This is a genomic window from Streptococcus sp. CCH5-D3 (assembly GCF_001556435.1).
Classification (GTDB): Bacteria; Bacillota; Bacilli; order Lactobacillales; family Streptococcaceae; genus Streptococcus.
In genome coordinates, this window is the sequence record NZ_LSIW01000058.1 from 147,095 (window position 1) to 173,361 (window position 26,267).

The 26,267-nt window shown below is 37.1% G+C and carries 21 protein-coding genes and 1 other annotated feature; of the genes, 5 read left to right on the forward strand and 16 right to left on the reverse strand.

From position 1 onward, the window contains the following. The 14 genes from AX662_RS03575 to yfmF all read right to left on the reverse strand — a co-directional run bounded on the left by AX662_RS03575 (position 1) and on the right by yfmF (position 16,061). Complete coding sequence (locus AX662_RS03575) at positions 1–1,965, reverse strand: DHH family phosphoesterase (RefSeq protein WP_013991330.1); 1,965 nt, start codon at positions 1,963–1,965, stop codon at positions 1–3. Positions 1,966–2,038: 73 nt separating this feature from the next. Then, complete coding sequence (gene mnmG, locus AX662_RS03580) at positions 2,039–3,940, reverse strand: tRNA uridine-5-carboxymethylaminomethyl(34) synthesis enzyme MnmG (RefSeq protein WP_060971631.1); 1,902 nt, start codon at positions 3,938–3,940, stop codon at positions 2,039–2,041. 179 nt (positions 3,941–4,119) lie between these two features. Beyond that, positions 4,120–4,734 carry a MarC family protein gene (locus tag AX662_RS03585; RefSeq protein ID WP_060971632.1) on the reverse strand — a complete coding sequence of 205 codons (615 nt, stop codon included), beginning with the start codon at positions 4,732–4,734 and terminating at the stop codon, positions 4,120–4,122. A gap of 19 nt (positions 4,735–4,753) precedes the next feature. Next, a complete protein-coding gene (gene mnmA, locus AX662_RS03590) occupies positions 4,754–5,875 on the reverse strand; it encodes a tRNA 2-thiouridine(34) synthase MnmA (protein ID WP_060971633.1) in 1,122 nt (373 codons plus the stop codon). 143 nt (positions 5,876–6,018) lie between these two features. Beyond that, a complete protein-coding gene (locus tag AX662_RS03595) occupies positions 6,019–7,728 on the reverse strand; it encodes a hypothetical protein (protein ID WP_060971634.1) in 1,710 nt (569 codons plus the stop codon). Positions 7,729–7,857: 129 nt separating this feature from the next. Then, a complete protein-coding gene (locus tag AX662_RS03600) occupies positions 7,858–8,556 on the reverse strand; it encodes a transglycosylase SLT domain-containing protein (protein WP_060971635.1) in 699 nt (232 codons plus the stop codon). A 183-nt stretch (positions 8,557–8,739) separates the two neighbouring features. Beyond that, positions 8,740–9,312: a M23 family metallopeptidase gene (locus AX662_RS03605; RefSeq protein WP_037599365.1), complete on the reverse strand. Its 573-nt coding sequence runs from the start codon at positions 9,310–9,312 to the stop codon at positions 8,740–8,742. Positions 9,313–9,612: 300 nt separating this feature from the next. After that, positions 9,613–10,407 carry an energy-coupling factor transporter transmembrane component T family protein gene (locus AX662_RS03610; RefSeq protein WP_002892171.1) on the reverse strand — a complete coding sequence of 265 codons (795 nt, stop codon included), beginning with the start codon at positions 10,405–10,407 and terminating at the stop codon, positions 9,613–9,615. After that, complete coding sequence (locus tag AX662_RS03615) at positions 10,400–11,242, reverse strand: energy-coupling factor transporter ATPase (RefSeq protein WP_060971636.1); 843 nt, start codon at positions 11,240–11,242, stop codon at positions 10,400–10,402. Before AX662_RS03615 ends, AX662_RS03610 begins: the two co-directional genes overlap by 8 nt. Beyond that, positions 11,218–12,048: an energy-coupling factor ABC transporter ATP-binding protein gene (locus AX662_RS03620; RefSeq protein ID WP_002892176.1), complete on the reverse strand. Its 831-nt coding sequence runs from the start codon at positions 12,046–12,048 to the stop codon at positions 11,218–11,220. Before AX662_RS03620 ends, AX662_RS03615 begins: the two co-directional genes overlap by 25 nt. Before the next feature lie 12 nt (positions 12,049–12,060). Further along, positions 12,061–12,603, reverse strand: a complete 543-nt coding sequence (gene pgsA / locus AX662_RS03625; RefSeq protein ID WP_060971637.1) for a CDP-diacylglycerol--glycerol-3-phosphate 3-phosphatidyltransferase — start codon at positions 12,601–12,603, stop codon at positions 12,061–12,063. Positions 12,604–12,615: 12 nt separating this feature from the next. After that, the gene (locus AX662_RS03630; RefSeq protein WP_060971638.1) at positions 12,616–13,473 is read right to left on the reverse strand and encodes a helix-turn-helix domain-containing protein; all 858 of its coding nucleotides are present in this window, start codon (positions 13,471–13,473) and stop codon (positions 12,616–12,618) included. A 58-nt stretch (positions 13,474–13,531) separates the two neighbouring features. Then, complete coding sequence (gene yfmH / locus AX662_RS03635; RefSeq protein WP_060971639.1) at positions 13,532–14,809, reverse strand: EF-P 5-aminopentanol modification-associated protein YfmH; 1,278 nt, start codon at positions 14,807–14,809, stop codon at positions 13,532–13,534. Between the two features lies 1 nt (position 14,810). Then, on the reverse strand, positions 14,811–16,061 hold the full coding sequence (yfmF, locus tag AX662_RS03640) for an EF-P 5-aminopentanol modification-associated protein YfmF (RefSeq protein WP_060971640.1): 1,251 nt from the start codon (positions 16,059–16,061) through the stop codon (positions 14,811–14,813). A 77-nt stretch (positions 16,062–16,138) separates the two neighbouring features. On the opposite strand from yfmF, the gene yaaA reads away from it, so the two are divergent. Both yaaA and recF read left to right on the forward strand, forming a co-directional pair. Continuing rightward, positions 16,139–16,516, forward strand: coding sequence for a S4 domain-containing protein YaaA (gene yaaA, locus AX662_RS03645; protein ID WP_060971641.1), 378 nt, complete (start codon positions 16,139–16,141; stop codon positions 16,514–16,516). 2 nt (positions 16,517–16,518) lie between these two features. Continuing rightward, positions 16,519–17,619: a DNA replication/repair protein RecF gene (gene recF, locus AX662_RS03650; RefSeq protein WP_060971642.1), complete on the forward strand. Its 1,101-nt coding sequence runs from the start codon at positions 16,519–16,521 to the stop codon at positions 17,617–17,619. Between the two features lie 180 nt (positions 17,620–17,799). Here the strand turns inward: recF and guaB are convergent, their stop codons facing one another. Together guaB and trpS are read right to left on the reverse strand one after the other, a co-directional pair. Beyond that, the gene (guaB, locus tag AX662_RS03655) at positions 17,800–19,281 is read right to left on the reverse strand and encodes an IMP dehydrogenase (RefSeq protein ID WP_002892194.1); all 1,482 of its coding nucleotides are present in this window, start codon (positions 19,279–19,281) and stop codon (positions 17,800–17,802) included. Between the two features lie 178 nt (positions 19,282–19,459). Continuing rightward, positions 19,460–20,482, reverse strand: coding sequence for a tryptophan--tRNA ligase (trpS, locus tag AX662_RS03660; RefSeq protein WP_037599375.1), 1,023 nt, complete (start codon positions 20,480–20,482; stop codon positions 19,460–19,462). A 45-nt stretch (positions 20,483–20,527) separates the two neighbouring features. Then, positions 20,528–20,767, reverse strand: a binding site (T-box leader). A gap of 144 nt (positions 20,768–20,911) precedes the next feature. Between trpS and AX662_RS03665 the strand changes: the two genes are divergently transcribed. The 3 genes from AX662_RS03665 to AX662_RS03675 all read left to right on the forward strand — a co-directional run bounded on the left by AX662_RS03665 (position 20,912) and on the right by AX662_RS03675 (position 26,117). Then, on the forward strand, positions 20,912–21,784 hold the full coding sequence (locus tag AX662_RS03665) for a YitT family protein (protein WP_049545979.1): 873 nt from the start codon (positions 20,912–20,914) through the stop codon (positions 21,782–21,784). A 66-nt stretch (positions 21,785–21,850) separates the two neighbouring features. After that, the gene (locus AX662_RS03670) at positions 21,851–23,473 is read left to right on the forward strand and encodes an ABC-F family ATP-binding cassette domain-containing protein (protein ID WP_037602413.1); all 1,623 of its coding nucleotides are present in this window, start codon (positions 21,851–21,853) and stop codon (positions 23,471–23,473) included. A 49-nt stretch (positions 23,474–23,522) separates the two neighbouring features. Next, positions 23,523–26,117 carry a YfhO family protein gene (locus tag AX662_RS03675; RefSeq protein ID WP_060971643.1) on the forward strand — a complete coding sequence of 865 codons (2,595 nt, stop codon included), beginning with the start codon at positions 23,523–23,525 and terminating at the stop codon, positions 26,115–26,117. Positions 26,118–26,267 lie beyond the last annotated feature (150 nt).

The window sequence follows — 26,267 nt, forward strand, 5'->3', positions numbered from 1 at the left end:
TTAGTCCTCCTTGGGAGCCAACTCTCCCATAATAGTTTCAATCAATTTATTTTTTGCTTGAGCAACACTACAGTCTCGCAATTGGCAGGCAGCTAAGTTGAAATGGCCACCACCACCCATTTTCTCCATAATACGTTGTACATTAATCGTTTTATGACTTCGAGCAGAGATATTCACAGTAGAATCGCTTGTCCTAGCGACAACAAAAGTTGCTTCGATACCTGCCATGGCAAGCATCGTATCTGCTGCCTTAGAAATCACAACATTATTATAACATTTAGGATTATCACCTGAGGCAACAATGATATCATCTGTAATACGTTCACCTGCTAGAATTAGCTCATTGATACGTCGATACTCTTCAAAATCAGTAGCAGAGATTGTTTGGATTTCTCCACTGTCACTTCCTAAACTACGTAGATAAGAGGCGACATCAAAGGTTCTACTAGTCACACGAGTTGAGAAATTTTTAGTATCCAGCATGATACCTGCCATAAGGATAGAGGCTTGGATTTTACTCAAACGTTCTGGGGCACCTTGGAATTGCAACAACTCCGTAACCAATTCACAGGCTGAGCTTGCCCCACTTTCAATAAAGGTCAAAACAGCATTTTCAGGAAAATCGTCATCTCGACGGTGATGATCTACCACAATAACTTCATTAAATCGATCATAAAAATCCTTAGACAAAGTTAAATTGATTTTAGAATGGTCAACCATAATTAGTAATGAATGTTGGTTGACTAACTCTTCAGCCTCTGAAAGTGTAATAAGAGGTGATTGACCATCTTCTTTTAAGCGTTCGACCGCACGCTCAATATCTGCATTCATAGCCGTATCATCGTAAACAGCATAGCTTTTTCGAACAATTTGACTAGCAAAATGAGCCATACCGACAGTGGCCCCTAGAGCATCCATATCGAGATTCTTATGTCCGACAACAAACACTTTTTCGACTGTTTTCAACTTATCTGAGATTGCAGTCATCATAGCCCTTGTTCTTGTACGAGAACGCTTTACTGTTGAGACAGAACCTCCTCCAAAATAAAGAAGTTCCTTGTGATCATCGTTTTCCTTGACAACAGCTTGATCTCCACCGCGAACTAGTGCGATGTTCAGATTCTGCAAGGCAACCTGACCGATTTGATCATGCTTAAGCGTACCGAACGAAATTCCCATGCTCAAAGTCAGTGGTAAACCACGCTCTTGAGCCTGCTGACGAAAGTCATCCAAGACAGAAAACTTTTGATCCATAAATTCTGTCAAGACACTGTAATTGGTGAAGAAGTAAAACCGATCGCCTTCAATACGTCGATAATGAATATGCTTAGCCTTAGCAAACTCAGAAATAAACCCTGCCACGAATGTGTTGATTTTTGAAACATCGGCATCGGGTAAACTTCCTGTCACATCGTCGTAGTTATCAACTGAAATAATCCCGATAACAGGACGAGTCATATTTGGATCAGCATTTTCATCTTGATCATAAACATTGTCAATAAAATATGTCAACTTATTGTCAAAATCCACAAAAGCGGCATATTTATTGTCACCAACGGTTATCACATTCGAAGGTGAACCTTTTCGTTTCTGGGAAATAAAATCCGCAATCAACTGTTTATTGAAATTTCCATTTTCATCCGAAAGTACTAGCTTCGCATAGGGGTTGAACCATTCAATATGATCGTTCTCATCAAAAGTAATAACCCCAACAGGCATCTTTCCGAGAAGGGTCTTCAAAGAATCTTCAACATCCTGATTCAGTTCATCTAATTGCTCTATTTCTAAGGACTCATATGTTGTCTTTTGGTAATGCAATAAGGCAACAACTACTACCATAATAATAAAAAGCGCAAAAATGAGGGCAGACTCCGATTTTAGTACGCGAACAAAAATAGTAGCAATTCCAAAAAGAATTAACCCAATCATTACAAGATGAATCGTTGCAAAGTGAAATCTTTTCATATAAAACCTCTTAATCTAACAATTATAACATAAAAAAGCCTTAATTAAAAGGCTTTTAAACGTGTTACCACCGTTAATCTACTTTTCTGCGGGCCTTATTATTGCCTTCAAGATAAACCATCAGAATTGAGATATCTGCTGGATTGACCCCTGAAATACGACTCGCTTGACCAATGGTCTCAGGATTGATTTTCTTAAATTTTTGACGAGCTTCAGTAGCAATAGAATCAATAGCATCCCAATCAATATTTTTGGGAATCCTCTTTTCTTCCATACGCTTCATCTTAGCTACTTGATCCAAAGCTTTATTGATATAACCTTCGTACTTGATTTCAGTCTCAAGCAACTCTATAATCTTAGCGTCCAAATTTTCTGCAGCTGGACCCACAAACTGAGTAGCTGTGGCGTAATCAATCTCTGGTCTACGCATAAACTCTTTAGCTGTCATGGCATCTGTCAATGGCTTAAAGCCTAGAGCTTGAATTTTCTCATTCGTTTCTTTAATTGGTTTTAATTTTTCTTTTGATAAACGTGTCAACTCGCTGTCAAACTGATTTTTCTTAATTTCAAAGATGTTCCAACGTTCATCGTCAACCAAACCAACTTCTCGACCAATAGGTGTCAAGCGCATGTCAGCATTATCATGACGTAATATGAGACGATACTCTGCGCGTGATGTCAATAAACGATATGGCTCCAAGGTTCCTTTCGTGACAAGATCGTCAATCATTACACCAATATATGCATCACTACGTTTGAGAATAAGCTCAGGTTTACCTTGGACTTTCAGAGCTGCATTGATACCAGCAACTAGACCTTGACCTGCTGCTTCCTCGTATCCAGAAGTTCCGTTGGTCTGTCCTGCTGTAAAGAGACCTGAAATTAACTTCGTTTCAAGTGTTGCACGTAATTGATGAGGGAGCACGATATCATATTCAATCGCATAACCAGTTCGCATCATCTCTGCCTTCTCGAGACCTTTAATTGAGTGAATCAACTCTTTTTGAACATCTTCTGGAAGACTAGTTGACAGGCCTTGCACATAGACTTCATCAGTCTCTCTTCCTTCAGGTTCAAGGAAAAGTTGATGGCGATTCTTATCGGCAAATCGGACAATTTTATCTTCGATTGATGGACAATAACGAGGTCCTACACCCTTGACAATACCTGAAAACATTGGTGCACGGTGTAAATTATTATTAATAATATCGTGGCTCTCTTGATTCGTATAAGTTAGCCAACAAGGTATTTGATCCTGAAGATAATCTTCATCTTTCGACAAGAATGAAAAATGATTTGGTTTTTCATCACCTGGTTGAATTTCAGTTTCTTCGTAATTAATTGATGATGCCTTAACACGAGGAGGGGTACCCGTTTTAAATCTTCCTATTTCAAGGCCAAGATCCCTCAGGTTATCTGCCAAAGTAACCGATGCAAGACTATTATTTGGTCCAGAAGAATATTTGAGCTCACCTAGGATAATTTCACCACGTAAAGCCGTTCCTGTTGTTACAATAACCGCTTTTGCTCCGTATTTTTGATTTGTGGCTGTTCTGACACCAACTACCTTACCATCTTCAACAAGAATTTCATCAACCATTGACTGACGGAGAGTTAAGTTTTCCTGACGCTCAACTGTATGCTTCATCGTCATAGCATACAAGGCTTTATCTGCTTGTGCACGTAAAGCTCTGACAGCAGGTCCCTTACCAGTATTCAACATTTTCATTTGAATATAAGTTTTATCAATATTTTTACCCATCTCTCCGCCGAGGGCATCAATCTCACGGACAACAATACCCTTGGCCGATCCTCCAATAGAAGGATTACATGGCATAAATGCCAGCATCTCTAGGTTAATAGTCGCTAATAAAACCTTACATCCCATGCGGGCTGCAGCTAGGGAGGCTTCTACACCAGCGTGACCAGCACCAACAACAATTACATCAAAATTTTCATCAAACTCGTAAGACATTTTTTAGATTTATGCAGTGATTTACAATCAACTGCCCTATCCTTTCTTTGTTTTTTTCCTACAAAAATAGCCAAAACTCCAGAAAACTGTACGCAAAAACGCACAATTCTCATGAGCTTTGACCATCATGACTATTGTTAAAGTTATTTTATCAAATCAAATCGTTTTGTCAATGCAAATCACTGTTTGATCAAGGTCTGCACACTGACGATAATCATCTGTATTCCTATCGAGAATAGTAAAAGTCCCATCATTTTCGTTATAATTTTCATCAAATTTTTTCCCAAGAAGCCTGCAATTTGTTTTGCACTTCTTAGTAGGAGATAAGTGATTACACATAGTAGAGCAAAAGCAACTACGGTTATTAGTTGATTCCGCAAACCTCCATTAGCCAAGCTTAAGGCAGTTGTAATTGTTCCTGGTCCTGCAAAAAGCGGCATTGCAAGAGGAGAAATAGCAATAGACATTGGATCTGAGTTTACTGCTTGCTGCTCCATTCCTTTATAGCTAGGTGAATGATTACCATTAATCATATGATAACCGATAACGGCCACTAATATTCCACCAGCAATTCTGAAAGAAACAATTGTAATTCCAAATACTTTAAAAATGAAATCTCCTGAAAAGATAAAAACAGTTACAATAACAAAGGCAATCAAAAGACTCCTAAAAGCAATTTTTCGTGAAATTTTTTGACTATCATCTGCTACTAAAGCCATGTAAGCAGGAAGATTTGAAATTGGATTCATTATAGCGAAAAATGCCATAAATGCATAAAACAATTGGGAACTCATCGTTATTACTTACCTCCAGTTAGATATACTGACAAACTTTTCCGTCTTTATACGCTTGGTCAATAATACCGCCGCCCAAACATTCCTGACCATCATAGAAAACAACAGCTTGACCAGGTGTAATAGCACGCTGAGGTTCAGCAAAAATAACCTCTGCTTTATCACCCTTAACCTTTACAGTAACTTTACTATCAGGTTGACGATAACGGAATTTTGCTGTGCATTCCATTTCAAATTCTTCTGGCATTTCTCGAGTAAAGTGAATCATTGAAGCGTCAAGTGAAGTTGACATCAACGACTCATGGTGGAAACCTTGACCCACGTAAAGAATATTTTTAGAAAGATCTTTCCCTACTACAAACCAAGGAGCATTATCTCCACCTTTTTGACCACCAATACCCATACCACCACGTTGACCAATGGTGTAATACATGAGTCCGTTATGTTCCCCCATATCACGACCATCGACAGTCATCATACGACCTTTTTGAGCTGGCAAGTATTGGCTAAGAAACTCTTTAAAGTTTTTCTCACCAATAAAACAAATTCCTGTCGAATCTTTTTTCTTGGCTGTTGCAAGACTTGCACGTTCAGCAATCTCACGAACTTCTGGCTTTTGTAGATGTCCTAAGGGAAACATCGTTTTCTGCAACTGCTCTTGCGAAAGTTGACTAAGGAAGTAGGTTTGATCTTTATTATTATCTGCACCACGCAACATATGGACAATGCCGTCTTCATCGCGAACAACTTGAGCGTAATGTCCTGTAGCCACATAATCTGCTCCCAATGTCATCGCATAATCTAAGAATGCCTTAAACTTGATTTCCTTATTACACATAACGTCTGGATTAGGGGTACGGCCTGCACGGTACTCTGCTAAGAAATACTCAAATACACGATCCCAGTACTCTTTTTCAAAGTTGACAGAGTAATAGGGGATACCAATCTGATCAGCTACTGCTGCTACATCTTTATAATCTTCGGTTGCTGTACACACACCAAATTCATCTGTGTCATCCCAGTTTTTCATGAAAACACCAATTACATCATAACCTTGCTCTTTTAAAAGTAAGGCTGTTACTGATGAATCAACGCCACCACTCATACCGACAACAACACGTGTTTTTGAATTATCAGTCATAGATAACTCCTCCCATCAAATAAAATTAACATAGACTTGAAGGGTCTAGTTATTCAAATATCGATTTGAAGGTCGATTTTGAAGCGTAAAAGCACGCAAGCTTAATTATATCATGATTAAAGAATAATGCAAAAAGGTTACCACTAGGCAACCTTTTTTATACTTGTTTTTGTGTAAAGCCACTGTAAACCTATTACTCCCAGAACTATTATTGGAATCACTAACGCTACAAATAGCCATCCTGGCTCCTGATAACTTAACACAAGTTTATTCTGTCCTTTTTGTGATGAAACGGTCGGTGTACCAATCGTTGACAAATTATAGTCATCCTTGTCTAGTTCTTTACCATTTAGTGTCAAGATGGAATCTTTATAAACAACTATTGGTAGATTCAGTTTCTCACCTTCAGCAGCTTGCCAAGTTAATACAAGATAACCATCTTCGATTATCTTCTTTGCCTTCTGATTCGTAACGATATTTTTATAATAAAGATCGTAAGTATTCTGCTCACCTATTTTCCCATAAATCGGTACGTAATCTGGTGTGGGTTTGACAACTAAATTTAAAAACTGTGACAAGTCACTGTCATTCATGGTAAGACTTATCGTCTGGTAATCTCCTTCAACGTAAGTATGTTTAACAATGGAAATAAGTTCACCATCTTGTGCCGCAGTTTTTACAAGATCGGTAGTATCCATCATATTCTGAATAAGACCAACGCCAGCAAAGGCAAAGAGTAAAACAGCAATACTTTTTCGCCAGTTTACAAATCGCGTGACCGTTAACCCTGTAATTGCTAAAAGTAAAATAGTCGCAGGAACAAAAAATCTAAATGGAAATTGAATCAATTCAGCAAATGTATTTCCATTTTCTACTAGATACTGCCATGGAAAAAGACCTGTCGATAAGAAGAAAAAGATAAAATAAATAAAATGCAGTATTTTTTTCCATTTAGCAAATTTCTTCCAATTCAAAACAGCGTAAATAAACTGTAAAATGAGTAACACCATTAAGGAAATTGGGGTATATAGCCAGTATCTTGCCGTTCCATCTATCCCATTCTTACCTATTTCTCTATTTATAAATGGATCTAAAAGGTGATTAGTCCCTCTCAAATATAAGAGTACTAACCAGACATTGACAGTCAGTAAGAGGAACAGAATGACTGCTATAACGACTTGCACGAAGGTTTCCTTTTTCTTTGCGATAGGAGACTTTACAAAAGTGTAAAGATAAAAAGGAAGATACATCATCACTAGCATCAAAGCACTAAGTACGTGAATCTGAAAAATCAATGCCAGTGATAAGGCAAGTCTAATTGGTTCTACTTTTTGATAAAAGACATAGTGAATCGCTGGAATAAAACAAAAAGGTAGTAAAGCTGCTCCCCAACTAGAGAACCCCTGACGCATCGTCCAGTATTGGATAGAGAATGTTGTCGCATAGAGTAAACCTAGTGACAAGGCAATGTTTGTCTTAACTTTACACTGCTTGAGCAAAGCATACATTGAGGACTCAGCCAGTATATGTAGTAATACCCTTGACACAATCTGATAACGAAACCAAGTGCCACTTATTAAAATAAGCCCTCCTTGTAAATAAGCAAAAAAAGGACCGTAAAGAGCATTGACAATGCGGCCTGACTGTTGGAATCCATATAAAGATAAAAAGTAAGAAAGGTTACCATTTTTTAGTTGCATAGCAGCTTCATAGAACCTGTTATAGTGAAAGATGGAATCTGAACCTAAAATGACTTTTCTTGTAAATAGTTGTGGTGTAACCAATAACACAGCAAAAGCTATAATAATAAGAGAAACCCACAACTTTTCTCTTGATTTAAAAATTTGTTTCATTGCTATACCTTTCATTCCTATTATAACAAAAAGGCCATACCCTACCTAATAATAACAAAAAGCTCTATAAAACATATTACCCACATCCAAATTAAAAAGCTGAGAGTACGCTCCCAACTTCTATTAATATTAGTAATTCCAAGCTGACAAACCTTGTGCGTTATAGGCATTCAAGGCTGATTGAATTTGATCCTCAACTGTTGCAGTAGAGCCCCATCCAGGCATTGTTTGAAAAAGACCTGATGCACCTGAACCATTTGCTGCAGTATGATCACCATTTGACTCACGCGCAATAATTGACTCCCAAGTTGACTGAGGAACACCAGTAGCAGCTGCCATCTGTGCTGCTGCATAAGAACCAACTTCTCCTGCAGTGTTACCATTTGAGAGAACAACTGACCCACTACCACTTGCAGCAACCGAAGGAGCTGTTCCAGTATTTTGAGTCGACGTAGTATCAGTACTCGTTGTAGTAGTGCTTGTAGTAGCAGTATCTGACTGAGACTTTTCAGCTGCTTCTACCGCTTCTCCTGTTGTTTCTGACTGAGGCTTACTTTCTTCAACCTTTTCTTTATTAGCCTTATTATCTTTACTTGAGCTAATTTCTGTTGATTTTACTAAATCTGCTGTCGATTCTGACGTTGTTGATGCTGTTGAAGGCGCTGGAGTAACAGAATCTGAAAATGCATTAACCAACCCTTTATTAATTAGTGTAGACAGTGATACTGCCAAAATGACAATAAAACTTGTTACAATTGCTACTGGTACCGCCAATGATTTCTTCGCTGCAAATTTGATACGGCGTCCCTTATAACTTTTTTTAAACATAAATCCCTCCTAGTTAATTCTAGTTACATTCATCATAACCTAGTAATATTACTGCCGATTATTTGTATTATGTCTAATGTTACAATGATTTATCATTTTAATAAAAAAATGCCAAAATTCTGGCATTTTCCCCTTATTTGTATGAGGTTTTACTAGTTTTCCTCATAAGTCAGTAATAATGATTTAGTACCAACCATTAGCATTCCAGAAAGCAAGAGCTGCAGTCCATGAACCATAACGGCTTGCTACATAATTATCTGCTACTTTCTCTTGATTTTCAGGAGACAAGTCTCCATTCAAATATGATGATGCTAATTGGTAACGTCCATAATATTGCCCATTTTGAGCTGTATAGCTACCGCTTGACTCACGTTGTGCAATTTCTTCTTTGGCAGCTGCCTCTGAAGAAGAAAGATTTGTATTGGTTGCTTGAGTATCTTCACTTTGTGTAGACTCTGTTGATTGTGTTGATTCAGCAGTTGCTTCTGTTGTAACTGAAGGTTCTGTAGTTTCTTCAGTAGTTTCATTAATTGTTAAGTTTTGACCAATAGAAATCTTATTGGCATCTTGAATACCGTTTTTTGAAACGATTTCATCTACAGTCGTACCATTCTTCTTAGCAATAGCTGAAAGGGTATCGCCTTTTTGAACTGTGTAAGTTTCTGCATTAGCTAAGGCTGTTGCTCCAAGTGTTGCTACTGTAACAAGTCCAAAAAGACCTAATTTTTTAGTGTTAGATGTATTCTTTTTTTGCATGATGATGCTCCTTTATCTATTTATAGTCCAATTCATATTAGTCAAAGATATTAAGTTATTTTATTGTTTATGACTAATAGGTAAATCAACGGGCTTATTCTATATAGGGATTTTTCAATCCAGATTAAGCTGAAGAACTATAACCATGTATCTATGATACCTTGGAAATATAACATCCCCTTGTTAGGGATATTAAAAATATTACAAGTAGGTTGGGATTAGACGAAAAAAGAACGCCTACGTGGGCGTCCATCTAAAATTTCTAGGTCTTAAGACCTAGTTTTTATTTATCTCAACGAATTAACTCTTAAGATAAAAAAGCATTAATCCTAAAGCTAAAATAGCAATAATTGATAAGGTATCTCGACTATTCCATGAAAGTCGACGATATTTTGTTCGTCCTTCACCACCTTGATAGCCTCGTGCTTCCATAGCAATCGCCAGAGCATCTGCTCGTTTAAAGCTTGATGCAAACAAAGGAATTAAAATAGGTATTATTGACCGTACCTTCTGAATAATATTTCCTTCACCAAAGTCAACACCACGCGCCTTTTGAGCATTCATAATACGAGTCGTATCATCCATCAAAGTTGGTACAAAACGTAGACTCAAAGATAGCATTAAACCAATTTCATGTGCTGGCACTTTGAAAACAGTAAGTGGTTTTAAAAGTGATTCAACTGCATCAGATAAACTTAAAGGTGTTGTCGTTAGAGTAAGTAGGGTAGAAAAACTAATAATGAGGATAAATCTAAGAAATATCATCCAACCTTGATTTAAACCGACTTCCGTAATCTTTAAAAAGCCGATAGACCAAAGTACACTCCCTTTTGTATTGAAGAAAACTTGAAATAGGGTAGAAAATAAAATAATCCAAATCATTGGTTTAATTCCACCTAAAAAGAAACCAAGTTTTATTTTAGACAAGAAAACCAAGAAAAGTGTAAATAAAGTTATTACAGCATAAGTTAAAGGATTATTAGCCCAAAAGATAATAACAATATAAATCAACATGGCTAATAATTTACTTCTAGGATCTAATCGGTGTATAAAAGAGTCCCCAACAATATAACGTCCAATAATTAACTTATCCATGCGACAACACCTCTACGAATTCCTCGATTGTAATAGGGAGAGTTTCAAATCGATAACCTTTTTCTTGTAGCAGTAGTGCAAACTCTGTAATTTTAGGAACACCTAATTGCTTTTCTTTAAGAAAAGTAACCTTTTGAAAAACATCTTTAGGAGCTCCCGTCAACACTAGTTGCCCTTTTTCCATAACATTCACAGCTGTTGCATAATCGGCAACATCATCCATCAAGTGAGTAACTAAAACAATCGTCATTCCAGAAAGATGTAACTCCTTAAAGAGAGACATCAATTCCTTCCGGCCCTGTGGATCTAGACCTGCAGTCGGTTCATCCAGCACCAGAATATCTGGTTGCATAGCTAGAATCCCTGCAATGGCAACACGTCGCATTTGCCCTCCTGATAAATCAAAAGGATTCTGTCCATGAAATTCTTCCGGGAGTCCAACTAATTTTAGACTTTCAATAGCACGTTGTTCTGCTTCTTCCTTAGAAACTCCGAAATTTTGAGGTCCAAAGGCAACATCTTCTAAAACAGTCTCTGCAAATAACTGACTTTCTGGAAATTGAAAAACTAAACCTACTTTCTTACGAATTGGTTTTATGTCCTTGTTCTTTGATTGACTGGTTATGATAGTATCATCAACTTGAACCTGACCACTAGTTGGTAAATAGAGGCCATTCAAGAGCTGCATAATAGTAGATTTACCACTTCCGGTATGTCCAATAAAGGCTGTATATGAACCATCTTTTATCGTCGTTGTCAATTCAAAAAGGGCACGCCCCTCAAAAGGAGTACCCGCTTGATAGATATAACTTACATTTTCGAGAGAGATTCCCATAATTGTTCTACCAATTCCTTTTCTGTCAGATAGTCTTCACACTCTATCAGACCTTTATTTCTTAGCTTTTGAGTTAATAATGCACTAAAAGGGATATCCAAACCTAAGTCAACCAACTCTGTGCCTCTACTAAATAGTTCACGAGGACTTGAAACAGACTCCACTTTACCTTTTTTCAAAACCAAAACACGGTCACTCAAAGCGACCTCATCGAGATCATGAGTAATTGATAAAACAGTCATTCCGTATTCTTTACGAATAGCTTTAATAGATTGAATCAATTCCTGGCGACCTTCTGGGTCCAGCATGCTAGTTGCCTCATCCAAAATCAAAATTGATGGTCTCATAGCTACAATACCTGCGATAGCCACACGTTGTTTTTGACCTCCAGATAATCTAGCTGGCTCTCTATCCTTAAATTCTGACATTCCTACAAATTCCAGAGCCTCTTGAACTCTTGAGGCCATTTCTTCATAGGGTACACCTTTATTTTCAAGACCAAAAGCAACATCGTCTTCAACAGTTGCCCCAACAAATTGATTATCTGGATTTTGAAAGACCATGCCAATCTTATCACGAATATCCCAGACATTCTCTTCTGTTAATTCTTGACCATCAACGATAATCTGCCCAGACTCTGCCACTAATAGTCCGTCAATAAGACGTGCTGTCGTGGATTTTCCAGAACCATTATGCCCTACAATGGATAGCCACTCCCCACGTTTCACGTGAAACGATACATCATCAAGAATATAGGATGGTTGATCTTGATGATATTTAAACTTTAAATTTTTTATTTCAATCATTTGTTTATCGTACTACTTGAAAGTATCCTTAAATAAGAAACCTGCACCTTTGAAATAATCATAGCCTGAGTAAATTGTAAAGAACAAAGCGATATAAAGCATAATTGTTCCAACAAAATGCAAATGACACAATAATAGAATGATAGATAACATCTGAGTCACTGTCTTAATCTTACCAGGCATAGCTGCAGCGAGAACTGTACCACCGTTTTCCACTAATAAAAGACGAAGACCTGTGACTGCAAGCTCACGACAGATAATAACTGAAACTACCCAGGATGGCGCTTGATTAATACCTACTAGCATAATAAAAGCTGACATTACCAACATTTTATCCGCTAATGGATCTGCAAATTTCCCGAAATTAGTAACAACATGCCATTTTCGTGCCAAATAGCCATCCAAATAATCTGTAATACTGGCAACAGCAAAGACAACCGCCGCAGCAATATGCATGATATTACTTGACGCAAGTGATGTCATCAATAAAAAGATAGGAATCAAAATAATTCTAGCAAGTGTCAATAAGTTAGGTAAATTTTCTTTTTTAAACATTTCTTCTCGATTCTATTGGATTCTTAATGTTAGGTAGCTAGGTGTATTTTTATCTAATTGCGATAAATCAAGTGACTCCCCATTTACCTTTAGAGTTACTTTTGAAGATTGAGCAATAATAATTTGAGTTGGTTTCGTTTTATCAGAAAAATCTAAAGAGTATTTTGAATTTTTCGTTTTTGAAAGGAGGTAACTCTCTGAAGTCTCTGAATTATCTACTGAAAACCAGGTGTAATCATTATTTTCTGATAACTCTACATCTAAAACTACTGAAGAATTTACATTGGAGAAATCAACCATTAGCTGATTTCCTTGAGTTGTCGTTGTTACATTTGCCCCCGAAACGGTAACCTCAGAAATGCTTCGTGACGATTTAGCCTTACTAGCCGTTGATAGATGATTAACTGTAGAGATAGTATTCGGTTTTATCACCTGAGGTTGATTAGAAAGATGTCTAATAATAATATAACCTACTGAACAAATGATAAGTAACGAAACCGCACTAAGAATTAGTAAAGGTAGATAGTTAGACTTTCTTTTTTCTTCACGTTTATGCTTTAAAAAGCGTGACATAGGAGCTTTGGTAGCTAAGCTTTCTTCCTTACGTTCAACTGTTTTCTTTTCTTTTTTTAGTTTTTGTTCGTTCTGTCTCTGCTCCTCAAACAGACGCTTTCCATCTAAACCAACCGAAGTGGCATACTTTTCAAGCGCTTCTTGCTGAATGTCCTCTGGCAAAGCTTTAAGTTGATCCATTTCCATAGCCAGAAGAAACTGAGCTTCGACTCCAGAAATTTTTTCCACATCATATAAACTTAATTCTTTCTTTATACGTGCTGCACGTAATTGCTCACCTAGAGAGTGTAACTTCATTTTTCCCCTTTCTAATATTCTTCTTTGTTTTCGTGTCTCTATTATAGCAAATAATCACTTATTTAGGGAAGACAACAAAATCGGTAATCTCTATATTTGAGAGATAATGATTCAAAAAATCCTTCAAATCCTTGGAAGTAATGCTCATCAGTTCCTGACCAAAATCAAAGTATGTTTTCTCATTCTCAAAATAAGCTAAATACTGACTTCCTAAATTCTGGATATTGTCTAGACTACGTAAAAATTCACCATACAAAGCTTTCTTTTGCAAATCCAATGCCTCATCCGTCAACAGTCTTTTTTTATCTGCCGACGTCATCACTTGACGAATTAAGCTTGACATACGGATAGGTTCTGCAGTGTCCATAGTCATAATGACAAATGAATACCGATTAGATACCTCGTATTCAATTGACACAGACTCATCTATTTTTCCTTCAGCATACCAATTTTGATAATAAGGAGACGTCCAGCCAAACAGTAAATTAAACAATAACTGTACCAGTATGTTTTCTCTCATACGATTATCAGTAAAAGGAACACTCTTAAAACCAATGGCTAGCTTTGAGATGAAAATCTCCATTTGAAGACTATCTAATTTTTGGATATCTGACTCAATGGGGTTCTTTTCTTTTTCAACTATTCTCTCAGGTAGTGTAAACTTGCTTTGTTTTTCATTGACAAAAGTGTAAATATCTTCAACATCAAAATCACCTACCAAAACGAGATGACAGTTTGCTGGTTTGTAAAAGCAGTCAAAATTATCTTTCAAATCCTTTACAGTAATTTTTTCAATGCTATCAACACTTCCAGCAATGTCTTGTCCTAATATAGTATTGGGATACAAACTTTGTAAACAACCCAGATATACTCTATAATCAGGATCATCCTGATACATATTTATTTCTTGTTCAATAATTCTTTTTTCATGGTTGACAGCATCTTCGGAACTTGTAAACTTTGATGTAAACTTTAATAAAAGTTCTAAAGACTCCTCAAAGTGGTCAAGGGTAGAGAAATAATATGTTGTCTTATCCAAGGTTGTAAAAGCATTGACATCAGCTCCAAGCTTGACAAAATCCAATGTCACATCCCTTCCCTGCTCATCCTCAAATAGCTTGTGTTCCAGAAAATGAGCAATACCTGCAGGGTAAGATTGTAACTCACCATCAATATAAAAGTGATTATCTAGCGCCCCAAAATTCGTTGACAGAAAGGCGGCTTTTTCTAAAAATCCTTTTTTCTTAATAATTGATAAAGACATACCATTATCTAAAATTGCTGAATAAACTTCTTCATCAATTTTTTGATAATAACGTTTCTTCAAAGCAGCCATTCTAAGACACTCCTTCTAAAAAGAACAAACTCTGTAGCTTAACTTGACGCGCTACACGGCAAACATCTTTTTTAGTAACCTTCTCAATCTCATCTAACCAATTCTCTAATGAAAGACTTTTATCGCCAAAAATCACCTTATTAAAACGTTGTTCCACCAATGTTAAGGCATGATCTTCAGAGAGTAGGGCATTCATTCGTATGATTTTTTTGGTTTGATTCAGGAGAGAACTTGAAAAACGTCCTAATTTAATGTAATTCAATTCTCTACTAATTCCTCGCATAGCCTGATTTCTATTAGATTTTTCAATTCCAGCGTAAACGTCTAGTAAACCTGTAAAGACATCAAATTGACTACTAATTGAATAAGCCAATCCTTCCTTTTCTCGAAGCGTTGTAAATAAAGCAGAGTGGGCAAATTCACCAAACATGGCATTGAATACAATTAAAGCAAAGTAATCTTTATCTCCATATTGACATGAAAATTGGTACCCTAATTGTAGAATAGATTGACTACTCTGTCTAGGTTCTATCTTTTCTTTCACCACATTGACATAAGGTTGACTATAGCTAAACTGTAAATCAACTTGACGTCCCTCCAAAGGAAAACGATGTAAACCTTGGAGTACTTGATAATCATCAAATTCTCCAACCATAAAGATATCAATGCGATCTCTTGTCAACATACTTTGAAATTCTTGATAAGCTGTAAACGAAGTCTCGGCTTCAACAAGTTCTACTTGACCATATTTGGGAACTTTCAAGCCCTCATTTACAAAATAAAGCTCTCTTCCCTTAACTTCACTGTAATAGTAATTATTCTCTGTGTCAACATCAAGGTAAGTCTTTAAATTTTGTTTCTCTATATCAAATACTTTATTTTGGTATTGAGCTACTCTTGACAGCGGCTTGTAAAGACACTCTTTCAAAAATCCTAGAACTTCCCAAAATAATCCATTATTCGTAGGGATAAAGGCATCTTTCAGGTATGTCAACTCTATGTCAACACTATGTGTCAACCCTTTAGTTAACACTCTAGTTGACAACTGTGTTCCATAAAGAGAAGCTAATCTCTCTTTAAAAGACTGTACTGTTGGATACGTCTGATTGGCTGTAGCCAACATTTGTGAAACCAGAGCTCGTTTAGCAATTGTTTGTTTATTCAAAGAACCTGTCATTCGAAAAACAATACGATTAGTTTTATATTTTTGTGTTGGAATGAAGTGTACATAGACACCATCAGCAATTTTCATTGATAACCTCTAAAAAGTTTATGCTTCCAATTATACCATTTTTATGCTATCTTATCTCAAGAGAAAGTTGAGGTACTATGGAATATAAATTATTTGATGAATACATCACACTGCAGGCACTTTTAAAAGAATTAAGTATCATTCATAGTGGCGGAGCTATTAAAGTTTTTTTAGCTAACAATACCGTTTTATTCAATGGTGAGGATGAAAAACGTCGTGGAAAAAAACTTCGTTATGGGGATGTTATTACTATTCCGTCTGAGGAACTTGAAATAACGATTATAGCTCCTACAACAAATGAAATTGAAGAGCATCAAAAAGAAGTCGCTGAAAAAGCACGTGTTGCTGCCATTGTAAAAAAAATGAATCAGGATAATAAAAAGAAACAAAAGGCACATCCGTCAAAAGAAGGCAATAAAACTAAACGAAAACCCGTTCGTTTCCCAGGAACCTAACTATGTGGCTCGAAAATATTGATATTCAACACTTTAGAAATTATACTGAAGCCTCTGTGAGCTTCTCACCTCATCTCAATATTTTTCTTGGTCGCAATGCTCAAGGAAAAACAAATATTCTTGAGGCCATCTATTTTCTAGCATTGACACGTAGTCATCGGACCCGTTCAGATAAGGAACTGATTCAATTTCAGCAAAATACTCTCAAACTGAACGGCATCGTGCATCGTCATAGTGGAAAGCTACCTCTGGAAATCAGTTTATCTAATAAAGGCCGTATAACAAAGGTCAACCACCTCAAACAAGCTAAATTATCCGATTATATCGGTCACATGACAGTGGTACTTTTTGCTCCTGAGGATTTACAACTTGTAAAGGGATCTCCAAGCCTAAGACGTAAATTTATAGATATTGATTTAGGACAGATTAAGCCTGTTTACCTTTCAGACCTATCAAGTTATAATCATGTACTCAAGCAACGTAATGCCTATCTCAAATCTACTGACAATGTAGATATTAATTTTCTCTCAGTGTTAGATGAACAGCTTTCCGATTTTGGAGCACGCGTTATCGAACATAGACTAGAATTTATCAAGCAATTAGAGGAAGAGGCAGATAGACATCATAGTAATCTCTCAAATCAGATAGAGCGCCTTAAAATCTCCTACGAATCTAATATCCCATTCGGGAATAACAAAGTTATTCGTGAATCATTTTTAACCACGTTAAAGCAAAATCACAAAAGGGATATCTTCAAAAAGAACACTGGTGTTGGTCCACATAGGGATGATTTGACATTTTACATTAATGACATGAACGCATCTTTCGGCAGTCAGGGGCAACAACGTAGTCTCATTCTTTCTTTAAAAATGGCTGAGATTGCTCTGATAAAAAAAGTAACAGGTGAATTTCCAATTCTTCTCCTCGATGATGTCATGAGTGAGCTTGACAATCACCGTCAACTCAAACTGTTAGAAAGTATTGACGAAGAGGTCCAAACCTTCATGACGACAACTTCACTTGATCATCTGAGTAACCTACCACCCGATTTAAAGACCTTCTTAGTCAAGAATGGTATTATTTGTGAAAAACAAGTCGATTAAGCGACTTGTTTTTCTGTTTTCTGTACTTTACATATATGACAAGTGGTGTTAAAAAAGTGTAAACAAAAACTCACCCAAACCCTTTGTTAACAATTTTGTTTGTGTAAACATGTTGTAAATCTCTGTAAAAACCAATGTAAAGAAAAAGTACTTACCTGAAGTAAGTACTTTTATGTTTTTTTAATGAGCTGAGTAGTTCGGCGCCTCGTTTGTAATTTGAACATCGTGAGGGTGACTTTCAATAAGTCCTGCACCTGACATTTCAACAAACTGAGCTTTGTCATGTAAAGCCTGGATATCTTCTGCACCTGTATAACCCATACCTGCACGGATACCGCCAATCAATTGGAATACGATATCAGCAGCAGAACCTTTATAAGCTACACGGCCTTCAATTCCTTCTGGAACAAGTTTATTCGCTTCATTAACTGCACCTTGGAAGTAACGATCGCTTGATCCCTTCTTCATCGCTGCAATTGATCCCATACCACGGTAAGATTTGTATTTACGACCTTGGAAAATCTCAGTTTCACCAGGTGCTTCATCAGTACCAGCAAACATAGAACCAAGCATTACAGCATTACCACCTGCTGCAAGAGCTTTTACAATATCACCTGAGTATTTGATACCGCCATCAGCAATGATTGTTTTTCCGTATTCACGCGCAACACTAGCTGCATCGTAAATAGCAGTGACTTGAGGAACACCTACACCCGCAACCACACGTGTTGTACAAATAGAACCTGGTCCGATACCTACTTTAACAACATCGACACCTGCTTCATAAAGTGCACGCGCACCTTCAGCTGTTGCGATATTTCCTGCAATCAAAGTACGGTCTGGGAAGTGGGCACGAATTTCAGCAATTTTACGAAGAACACCTGCTGAATGACCATGTGCAGTATCAATGACAATAGCATCTGCGCCTGCTTCAAAAAGAGCTTCTGCACGTTCAAAGGTATCAGAAGTAACACCTACAGCACCTGCTACCAAAAGACGACCGAACTCATCCTTAGCTGCATTAGGAAACTCGATAACTTTTTCGATATCCTTAATAGTAATAAGTCCTGACAAACGACCTTCTTCATCAACTAGAGGTAGCTTTTCAATACGATGCTCATGAAGAATACTTTCAGCCGTTTCAAGATCTGTTTCAACTGGAGCAGTGACCAATTTCTCAGAAGTCATGTGTTCTGAAATTGGAGTATCGTAATTAGAGATAAAACGCATATCACGGTTTGTGATAATACCAACCAATTTACGATTTTCAAGTGTCTCAACAATCGGAACCCCTGAGATACGGTAACGTTGCATCAACTCTTCAGCTTCAGCAACTTTATTTTCAGGCGTTAGGAAGAATGGATCAATGATGACACCATTTTCAGAGCGCTTTACTTTTCGAACTTCTTCAGCTTGTTCCGCAATAGACATGTTTTTGTGAATGACACCCAAACCACCTGCACGAGCAATTGAGATAGCCATCTTACTATCTGTGACCGTATCCATGGCTGCAGTGATAATTGGGATATTTAATGTCAAATTTTTAGCCAAATTCGTCTTCAAGTTGACGTTGTTTGGTAGAACATGACTTTCCGCAGGAATAAGCAATACGTCATCAAAAGTGTAACCTTTTTTCAAGAATTTAGTGTCCCAATTTGACATTATAATCGTCCTCTTTTCTCAAAGTTTTGAGGTACAAAAACCCCAGCCTATTTTTTAATTGTTAATATCATATCATGCTAAAATGATTTGTCAACAGATTTCGCATAAGATTCTAAGAAAACCTTTTTCCAAATAAAAATAGGGCTCCAGATTATCTTGAGTCCCTACTTTTTATTTCTTAGAAATACTTAATTCCCATCGCTTCTTTTACTTCCGCCAATGTTTGTCCAGCAACTTCACGCGCTGCTTGACTACCTTTTTCAAGCATACGGAAAACTTCTCCCATATCCTTGGCATATTCTAAACGACGTTCACGAATTGGAGCCAACTCACGTTCTAAGATTTCTAGAAGATAACGTTTTGTCTTCACATCTCCTAAACCACCTCGTTGATAATGTTCTTTCATTTCAGCAATTGTAGTAGCATCCTCTTCGCGACCAAAGATATCAAGATAATGGAAAACCATATTACCTTCAATTTGGCCTGGATCTTCCACACGAATATGATTTGGATCCGTATACATGCTCATGACTTTTTTACGAACAGTGTCCTCATCATCTGAAAGGAAGATACCATTACCCAAGGATTTTGACATCTTAGCATTTCCGTCTAGACCTGGAAGGCGTCCTGCAGCTTCATTTTTAGGGTAGATTCCCTCTGGCTCAACCAAAATATCACAATGATAAGTATGATTGAAGCTACGTGCAATTTCACGTGTCTGCTCAATCATTGGCTTTTGGTCATTACCTACAGGAACATAATTTGCTTTAAAGGCCGTGATATCAGCTGCCTGAGAAATTGGATAAACTAGAAAGCCTGTTGGAATAGATTCTCCGAAGCCTTTTTGAGCAATTTCCGTCTTAACCGTTGGGTTACGCTCTAAACGTGCCAATGAAACTAGGTTCATGTAATACATAGTCAACTCAGCCAACTCAGGAATCTGACTTTGAATGAAAATAGTCGACTTCGTTGGATCCAAACCTACAGAGAGATAATCTAAAGCAACATTCCCAATTGATTCTTTGATAATCTCTGACTCTTTGGCGTGATCCGTAAGGGCTTGCTGATCAGCCAAAAAGACAAACATGTTATATTTATCTTCGTTTTGTAAAAGGACACGATTTTTTAAACTACCAACATAGTGTCCTAGATGAAGTTTCCCTGTTGGACGGTCTCCCGTCAAAATAATAGGTTTCGTCATATAATTACCTCTCTAATACAAAAAAAATCCCCACGCAAAAACATGCGTGAGGGCGTTAATCACTTTTGATACGCGGTACCACCTCAGTTGATAACTCTTTCTGAAGCTATCATCTCAAACCTTCTCAACAAAGAAGTTGCACGATAAGGGGTGCCAAACCTAACGTTTATGTGTTCACGTTAACCGTCAATTCTCTTCAGCCCATTCATTCCACCTTCATACTGGTTTTCAGCAACCACCAGCTCTCTATAAAAAAGGAAAGAATTACTCTTCTGATGACTATTATTCTACATTGTTTTATCTATTCTTGTCAAGATTATGTTTCTAGTTTCACGTGAAACACAACCTTAGATACAACCAAAATAGTCAATACTTGACGGAAACTTAAAAAGACCTGATAATAAGAATATCATTTCTAGGAGATAATATATGAAACGTCGAATAATAGATATACTTTTAGTTACAATCGGTTCTTTTATAGCTTCGGTTGGCTATAACTCACTTTTAGTTAAGAATAATATTGCCTCGGGTGGTGTCGGAGGACTAGCCATTAGTTTAAACGCCCTTTTTGGTTGGAACAATGCTAACTTCGTCTTAGCAACCACCATCCCTTTGTTAATTTTATGTTGGTGCTTTCTTGGTCGCGAAGTTCTCCTAAAAACCTTCTATGGGTCTCTTATCTTCCCAACTTTTATTAAATTAACCGAGGGCTTACCTACACTCACCAAACAACCTTTGTTGGCTGCTATTTTTGGTGGGATTGTATTAGGGTTAGGACTAGGAATAGTCTTTTATGGAAATTCCTCAACTGGGGGAACTGGAATTATCACACAAATTCTCCACAAGTATACGCCACTCCCACTAGGAATGGTACTACTTATTGTTGATGGAATCATTGTCGCAATCAGTGCTATTGCCTTTCCACCTGATACTGTTATGTACTCCATTCTCTCACTTGGAGTTGTTTCTCTTACAATTGATAAAATGATGGTCGGACTCAATTCATCACGAAATCTTCTAATCATTTCGCAAAATAGTGAACAAATCCTAAAATACATCACTAGAGTGGCTGATAGAGGTGCAACAAAAATTCCAGTTCTTGGTGGACATACTGGACATGCACAAAATATGATTATGACTACCTTGTCAACTCATGAGGTTCCAAAAGTTCAAGAAGAAATCCAAAAAATAGATGAAACTGCCTTTATCGTCATTGTTCCTGCTTCTACAGTTATGGGACGTGGATTTAGCCTCCAAAAAGATTACCAAAGAGTTCCAAATGACTTTATTAATCCCTTATAAAATCGATTGAAATAAAGTCTAATTTCTCGTAAAATAGTAGTTAAGAATAAAAATAAAGGATATTATATGCTTACTGTATCGGATGTATCGCTTCGTTTTAGCGATCGTAAACTTTTTGATGATGTTAATATTGCCTTCACGCCAGGTAATACTTACGGTCTTATCGGTGCCAATGGTGCTGGTAAATCTACTTTTTTGAAAATTTTAGCTGGTGATATTGAACCAACAACAGGACATATCTCTCTTGGTCCTGATGAGCGTCTTTCTGTTCTTCGTCAGAACCACTTTGACTATGAAGATGAACGCGTCATTGATGTTGTTATCATGGGGAATGAACGCCTCTACGATATTATGAAAGAAAAAGATGCCATCTACATGAAGGAAGATTTTTCAGATGAAGATGGTGTCCGTGCTGCTGAATTAGAAGGTCTATTTGCTGAATTAGGTGGTTGGGAAGCTGAAAGCGAAGCCTCACAATTGCTTCAGAATCTAAATATCTCAGAAGACCTTCACTATCAAAACATGAGCGAATTAGCTAATGGTGACAAGGTGAAAGTCCTCCTTGCAAAAGCGCTTTTTGGTAAACCTGATGTACTTCTTCTTGACGAACCTACCAACGGTCTTGATATCCAGTCAATCTCTTGGCTTGAAGATTTCTTGATTGATTTTGAAAATACGGTCATTGTCGTATCCCATGACCGTCACTTCTTGAATAAGGTGTGTACGCATATGGCCGACCTTGACTTTGGTAAAATCAAACTCTATGTCGGTAACTATGACTTCTGGAAACAATCTTCAGAATTGGCTGCACGCTTGCAGGCTGACCGTAATGCAAAAGCAGAAGAAAAAATCAAAGAACTTCAAGAATTTGTTGCACGTTTCTCTGCCAATGCTTCAAAATCTAAACAAGCGACTTCTCGTAAGAAAATGCTTGATAAAATTGAACTAGAAGAAATCGTCCCATCAAGTCGTAAATACCCATTCATCAATTTCAAAGCAGAGCGTGAAATCGGTAATGACCTTCTAACAGTTGAAAATCTTACTGTTAAGATGGATGGTGAGACTATTCTTGACAACATTAGTTTTATCTTGCGTCCAGGAGATAAGACTGCCATCATTGGTCAAAACGATATTCAAACAACTGCATTAATTCGTGCTCTTGCCGATGATATTGACTACGAAGGTACAATCAAATGGGGTGTTACTACTAGCCGCTCTTACCTTCCAAAAGATAATTCTAAAGACTTTGCATCCGGTGAATCAATTCTCGAATGGCTCCGTCAATTTGCCGAAAAAGGTGAAGATGATGATACCTTCTTGCGTGGATTCCTTGGACGTATGCTCTTCTCAGGAGATGAGGTTAATAAATCTGTTAGTGTTCTCTCAGGGGGAGAAAAGGTACGTGTCATGCTTTCTAAGCTCATGCTTTTGAAATCTAACGTCCTTCTTCTAGATGATCCTACTAATCACTTGGATTTGGAATCAATCTCAAGTCTGAATGATGGTGTCCGTGACTTCAAAGAGTCTGTTATCTTTGCCAGTCATGACCATGAATTTATCCAAACAATAGCGAACCACATCGTAGTCGTTTCTAAAAATGGGGTTATTGACCGTATTGATGAAACTTATGATGAATTCCTTGAAAATGAAGAAGTGCAAGCTAAAGTCAAAGCACTATGGGCTGATTAAACTATAAAAAGATGCAGGTTGGGATATCCCAACCTGTCTTAGTATCATTATGACAAATAAAAAATACCATACGACTTTATTATTTTATCTGGCTGCCTTTTTCTTGCCAGTACTAATCATGATAGGTGTGCTGTATAGCCAAAAAATCTATCCTGGTAGTGAGCGGACTATTTTAACAAGTGATGGTTTTCATCAGTATGTGATTTTTGCAACTGGACTTAGGAATATACTTCATGGAGATGGAAACCTCTTTTACACCTTTACAAGTGGGCTAGGTCTTAATTTCTATGCTCTAACCAGCTATTACTTAGGTTCCTTCTTGTCTCCACTTTACTATTTCTTTACTGTCAACCAAATGGCCGATGCTTTTTATTATATAACACTGCTTAAGTTCGGTCTTATTGGGCTCTCAGGAGCTTTTAGCTTTAAGCGTCTCTTTACAAAAGTGTCAAGAAGTTTCATCCTATGTCTTTCTACAGGATTTGCTTTGATGAGCTTTGCTACCAGTCAGTTAGAAATTAACACCTGGCTAGATGCCTTTATTCTAGCACCTCTAATTATATTAGGTTTACACCTCTTACTAAGATTCAATAGACGGGGCTTATACTTTTTTAGTCTAACCTGCCTTTTTATCCAAAACTACTATTTTGGATATATGATGGCTATTTTCCTAACCCTTTACACCATAGTACAATTGATAACTATCAAGGGGTGGAAGAGTAAGATTCTTCATTTCATAGACTTTGGAATTGTCTCTATACTAGCTGGTTTAAGTAGTGCTGTCATGCTGCTGCCAACGCTACTTGACTTGACAACACATGGTGAAAAGTTTACAGGTGCGTCAAGTTTGTTGACAGAGTCCACCTATTATTTTGACTTCTTTGCGAAAAATCTCGTTGGAGTTTACGATACTACTAAATTCGGATCAATCCCTATGATTTATGTGGGAATCTTACCTTTGATTCTTTTTCTACTTTTCTTTATTAGTAGGGAAATCCAGCTATCATTACGTCTAGGTTATCTCTTACTAGTAGCTTTCTTTATCGCTAGTTTCTACTTACAGCCTCTTGATTTGTTTTGGCAAGGAATGCATGCACCCAACATGTTTCTCCATCGCTATTCTTGGCTACTATCTCTCCTAATTGTTCTTTTGGCAGGAGAAACACTCAACCGAATTAGAAAGTTTTCTTTTAAAAGACTCCTCCTATCTTTCTTAGGATTGAGTACCGCTTACTTACTAACTTGGATTTTCCAATCTCACTATAGCTTTATTGAATCAGTCTCCTGGCTATTAAGTCTAGCATTTCTCCTAGCCTATGCTATTCTATTTACTAGCTATTTTAGACAGCAAATTCCTGGGAGTGTTTTTCGCTGTTTCACCTTCTTATTCTGCATTTTTGAGCTTACATTAAGTACTTACTATGTTGTTGGAGCTCTTGGAAATGAGTGGGTATTCCCAACTCGTGAAGGCTATCTGCGAAATATGTCTGCCATTACAAAACTAGTTTCAAAAACTAAGCAAGCAAATAAAACTTTTTACCGTACTGAAAGGTTAGAGGCTCAAACTGGTAACGACAGTATGAAATTCAATTATAATGGTATTTCTCAGTTTTCATCCATTCGAAATACCGCTTCAAGCTCAACACTCGATAGGTTAGGCTTCAAATCTGAAGGGACTAATTTAAACCTACGTTACCAAAATAACACCATTATCGCTGATAGTCTCTTCGGAATAAAATATAATTTATCGAACTTTGACCTTAATAAGTATGGTTTTAATCACGTAACTTCTGAGAAAACAATAGGACTTTATCAAAATAATAATGCAAGTCAGCTTGCTATCTTAACTGATGGCATTTACAATAATATTGACTTCACTGTCAATACGCTTGACAATCAAACTAGCTTGCTGAATACTCTATCTGGACTTAACTTAACCTATTTTAAACGAGCTCCATCTCAACTGTTTGATAAGGATGCTAGATCTTTGAATCAGCGCGTGGCTAAAAACGTTAGCAACTCGAATAAAGATTTTGTAACAATCACCTATCAAGTTATTGCTCCACCACATAGTCAACTCTATGTTAGTATTCCTAATATTTCTTGGTCTGATGACAATAACCACACTCTGTCAATTACTGTAAACGGTGTGACAAAGAATCAAGTTACTGACAATACCTTTGATTTCTTTGACCTTGGCTACTTTGAAACAGAATCAATGGTTACCATCAAACTTAGTTTCCCTAGCAATAAAGCAATATCCTTTGATAATCCTAGTTTTTATGCCCTTGATACTCAAAACTATCAGATAGCTATGGATACTATTAATGAACGTGATAGCAAGGTTACTACGTCAAAAAATAAAGTGTTCGTTGATTATAGCAGTAAAACGAATGCGTCACTATTCTTTACCATTCCATATGATAAGGGATGGACAGCGACCATAAATCATAAAAAAGTTAAGATTCAACGAGCTCAAAAGGGGTTCATGAAAGTCGATGTCACTAGTGGAAAAGGAAAAGTTGTTCTAACCTTTATTCCCTATGGACTTAAGACAGGTTCATTGATTAGTCTATTGGCAAGTATCATATTTTGTTGCTACGCTTACTTCATCAGAAAAACAACTATTATTCAAAAAAGCTGATTATCTTAAATTAAATAGGTCTGGAACAAGTGTTCCAGACCTATTTAACTTTGGGTACAAAAAAACTCAAGCTATACAACTTGAGGTGTCTTATCACTCCGCCAGTAGGACTCGAACCTACGACATCATGATTAACAGTCATGCGCTACT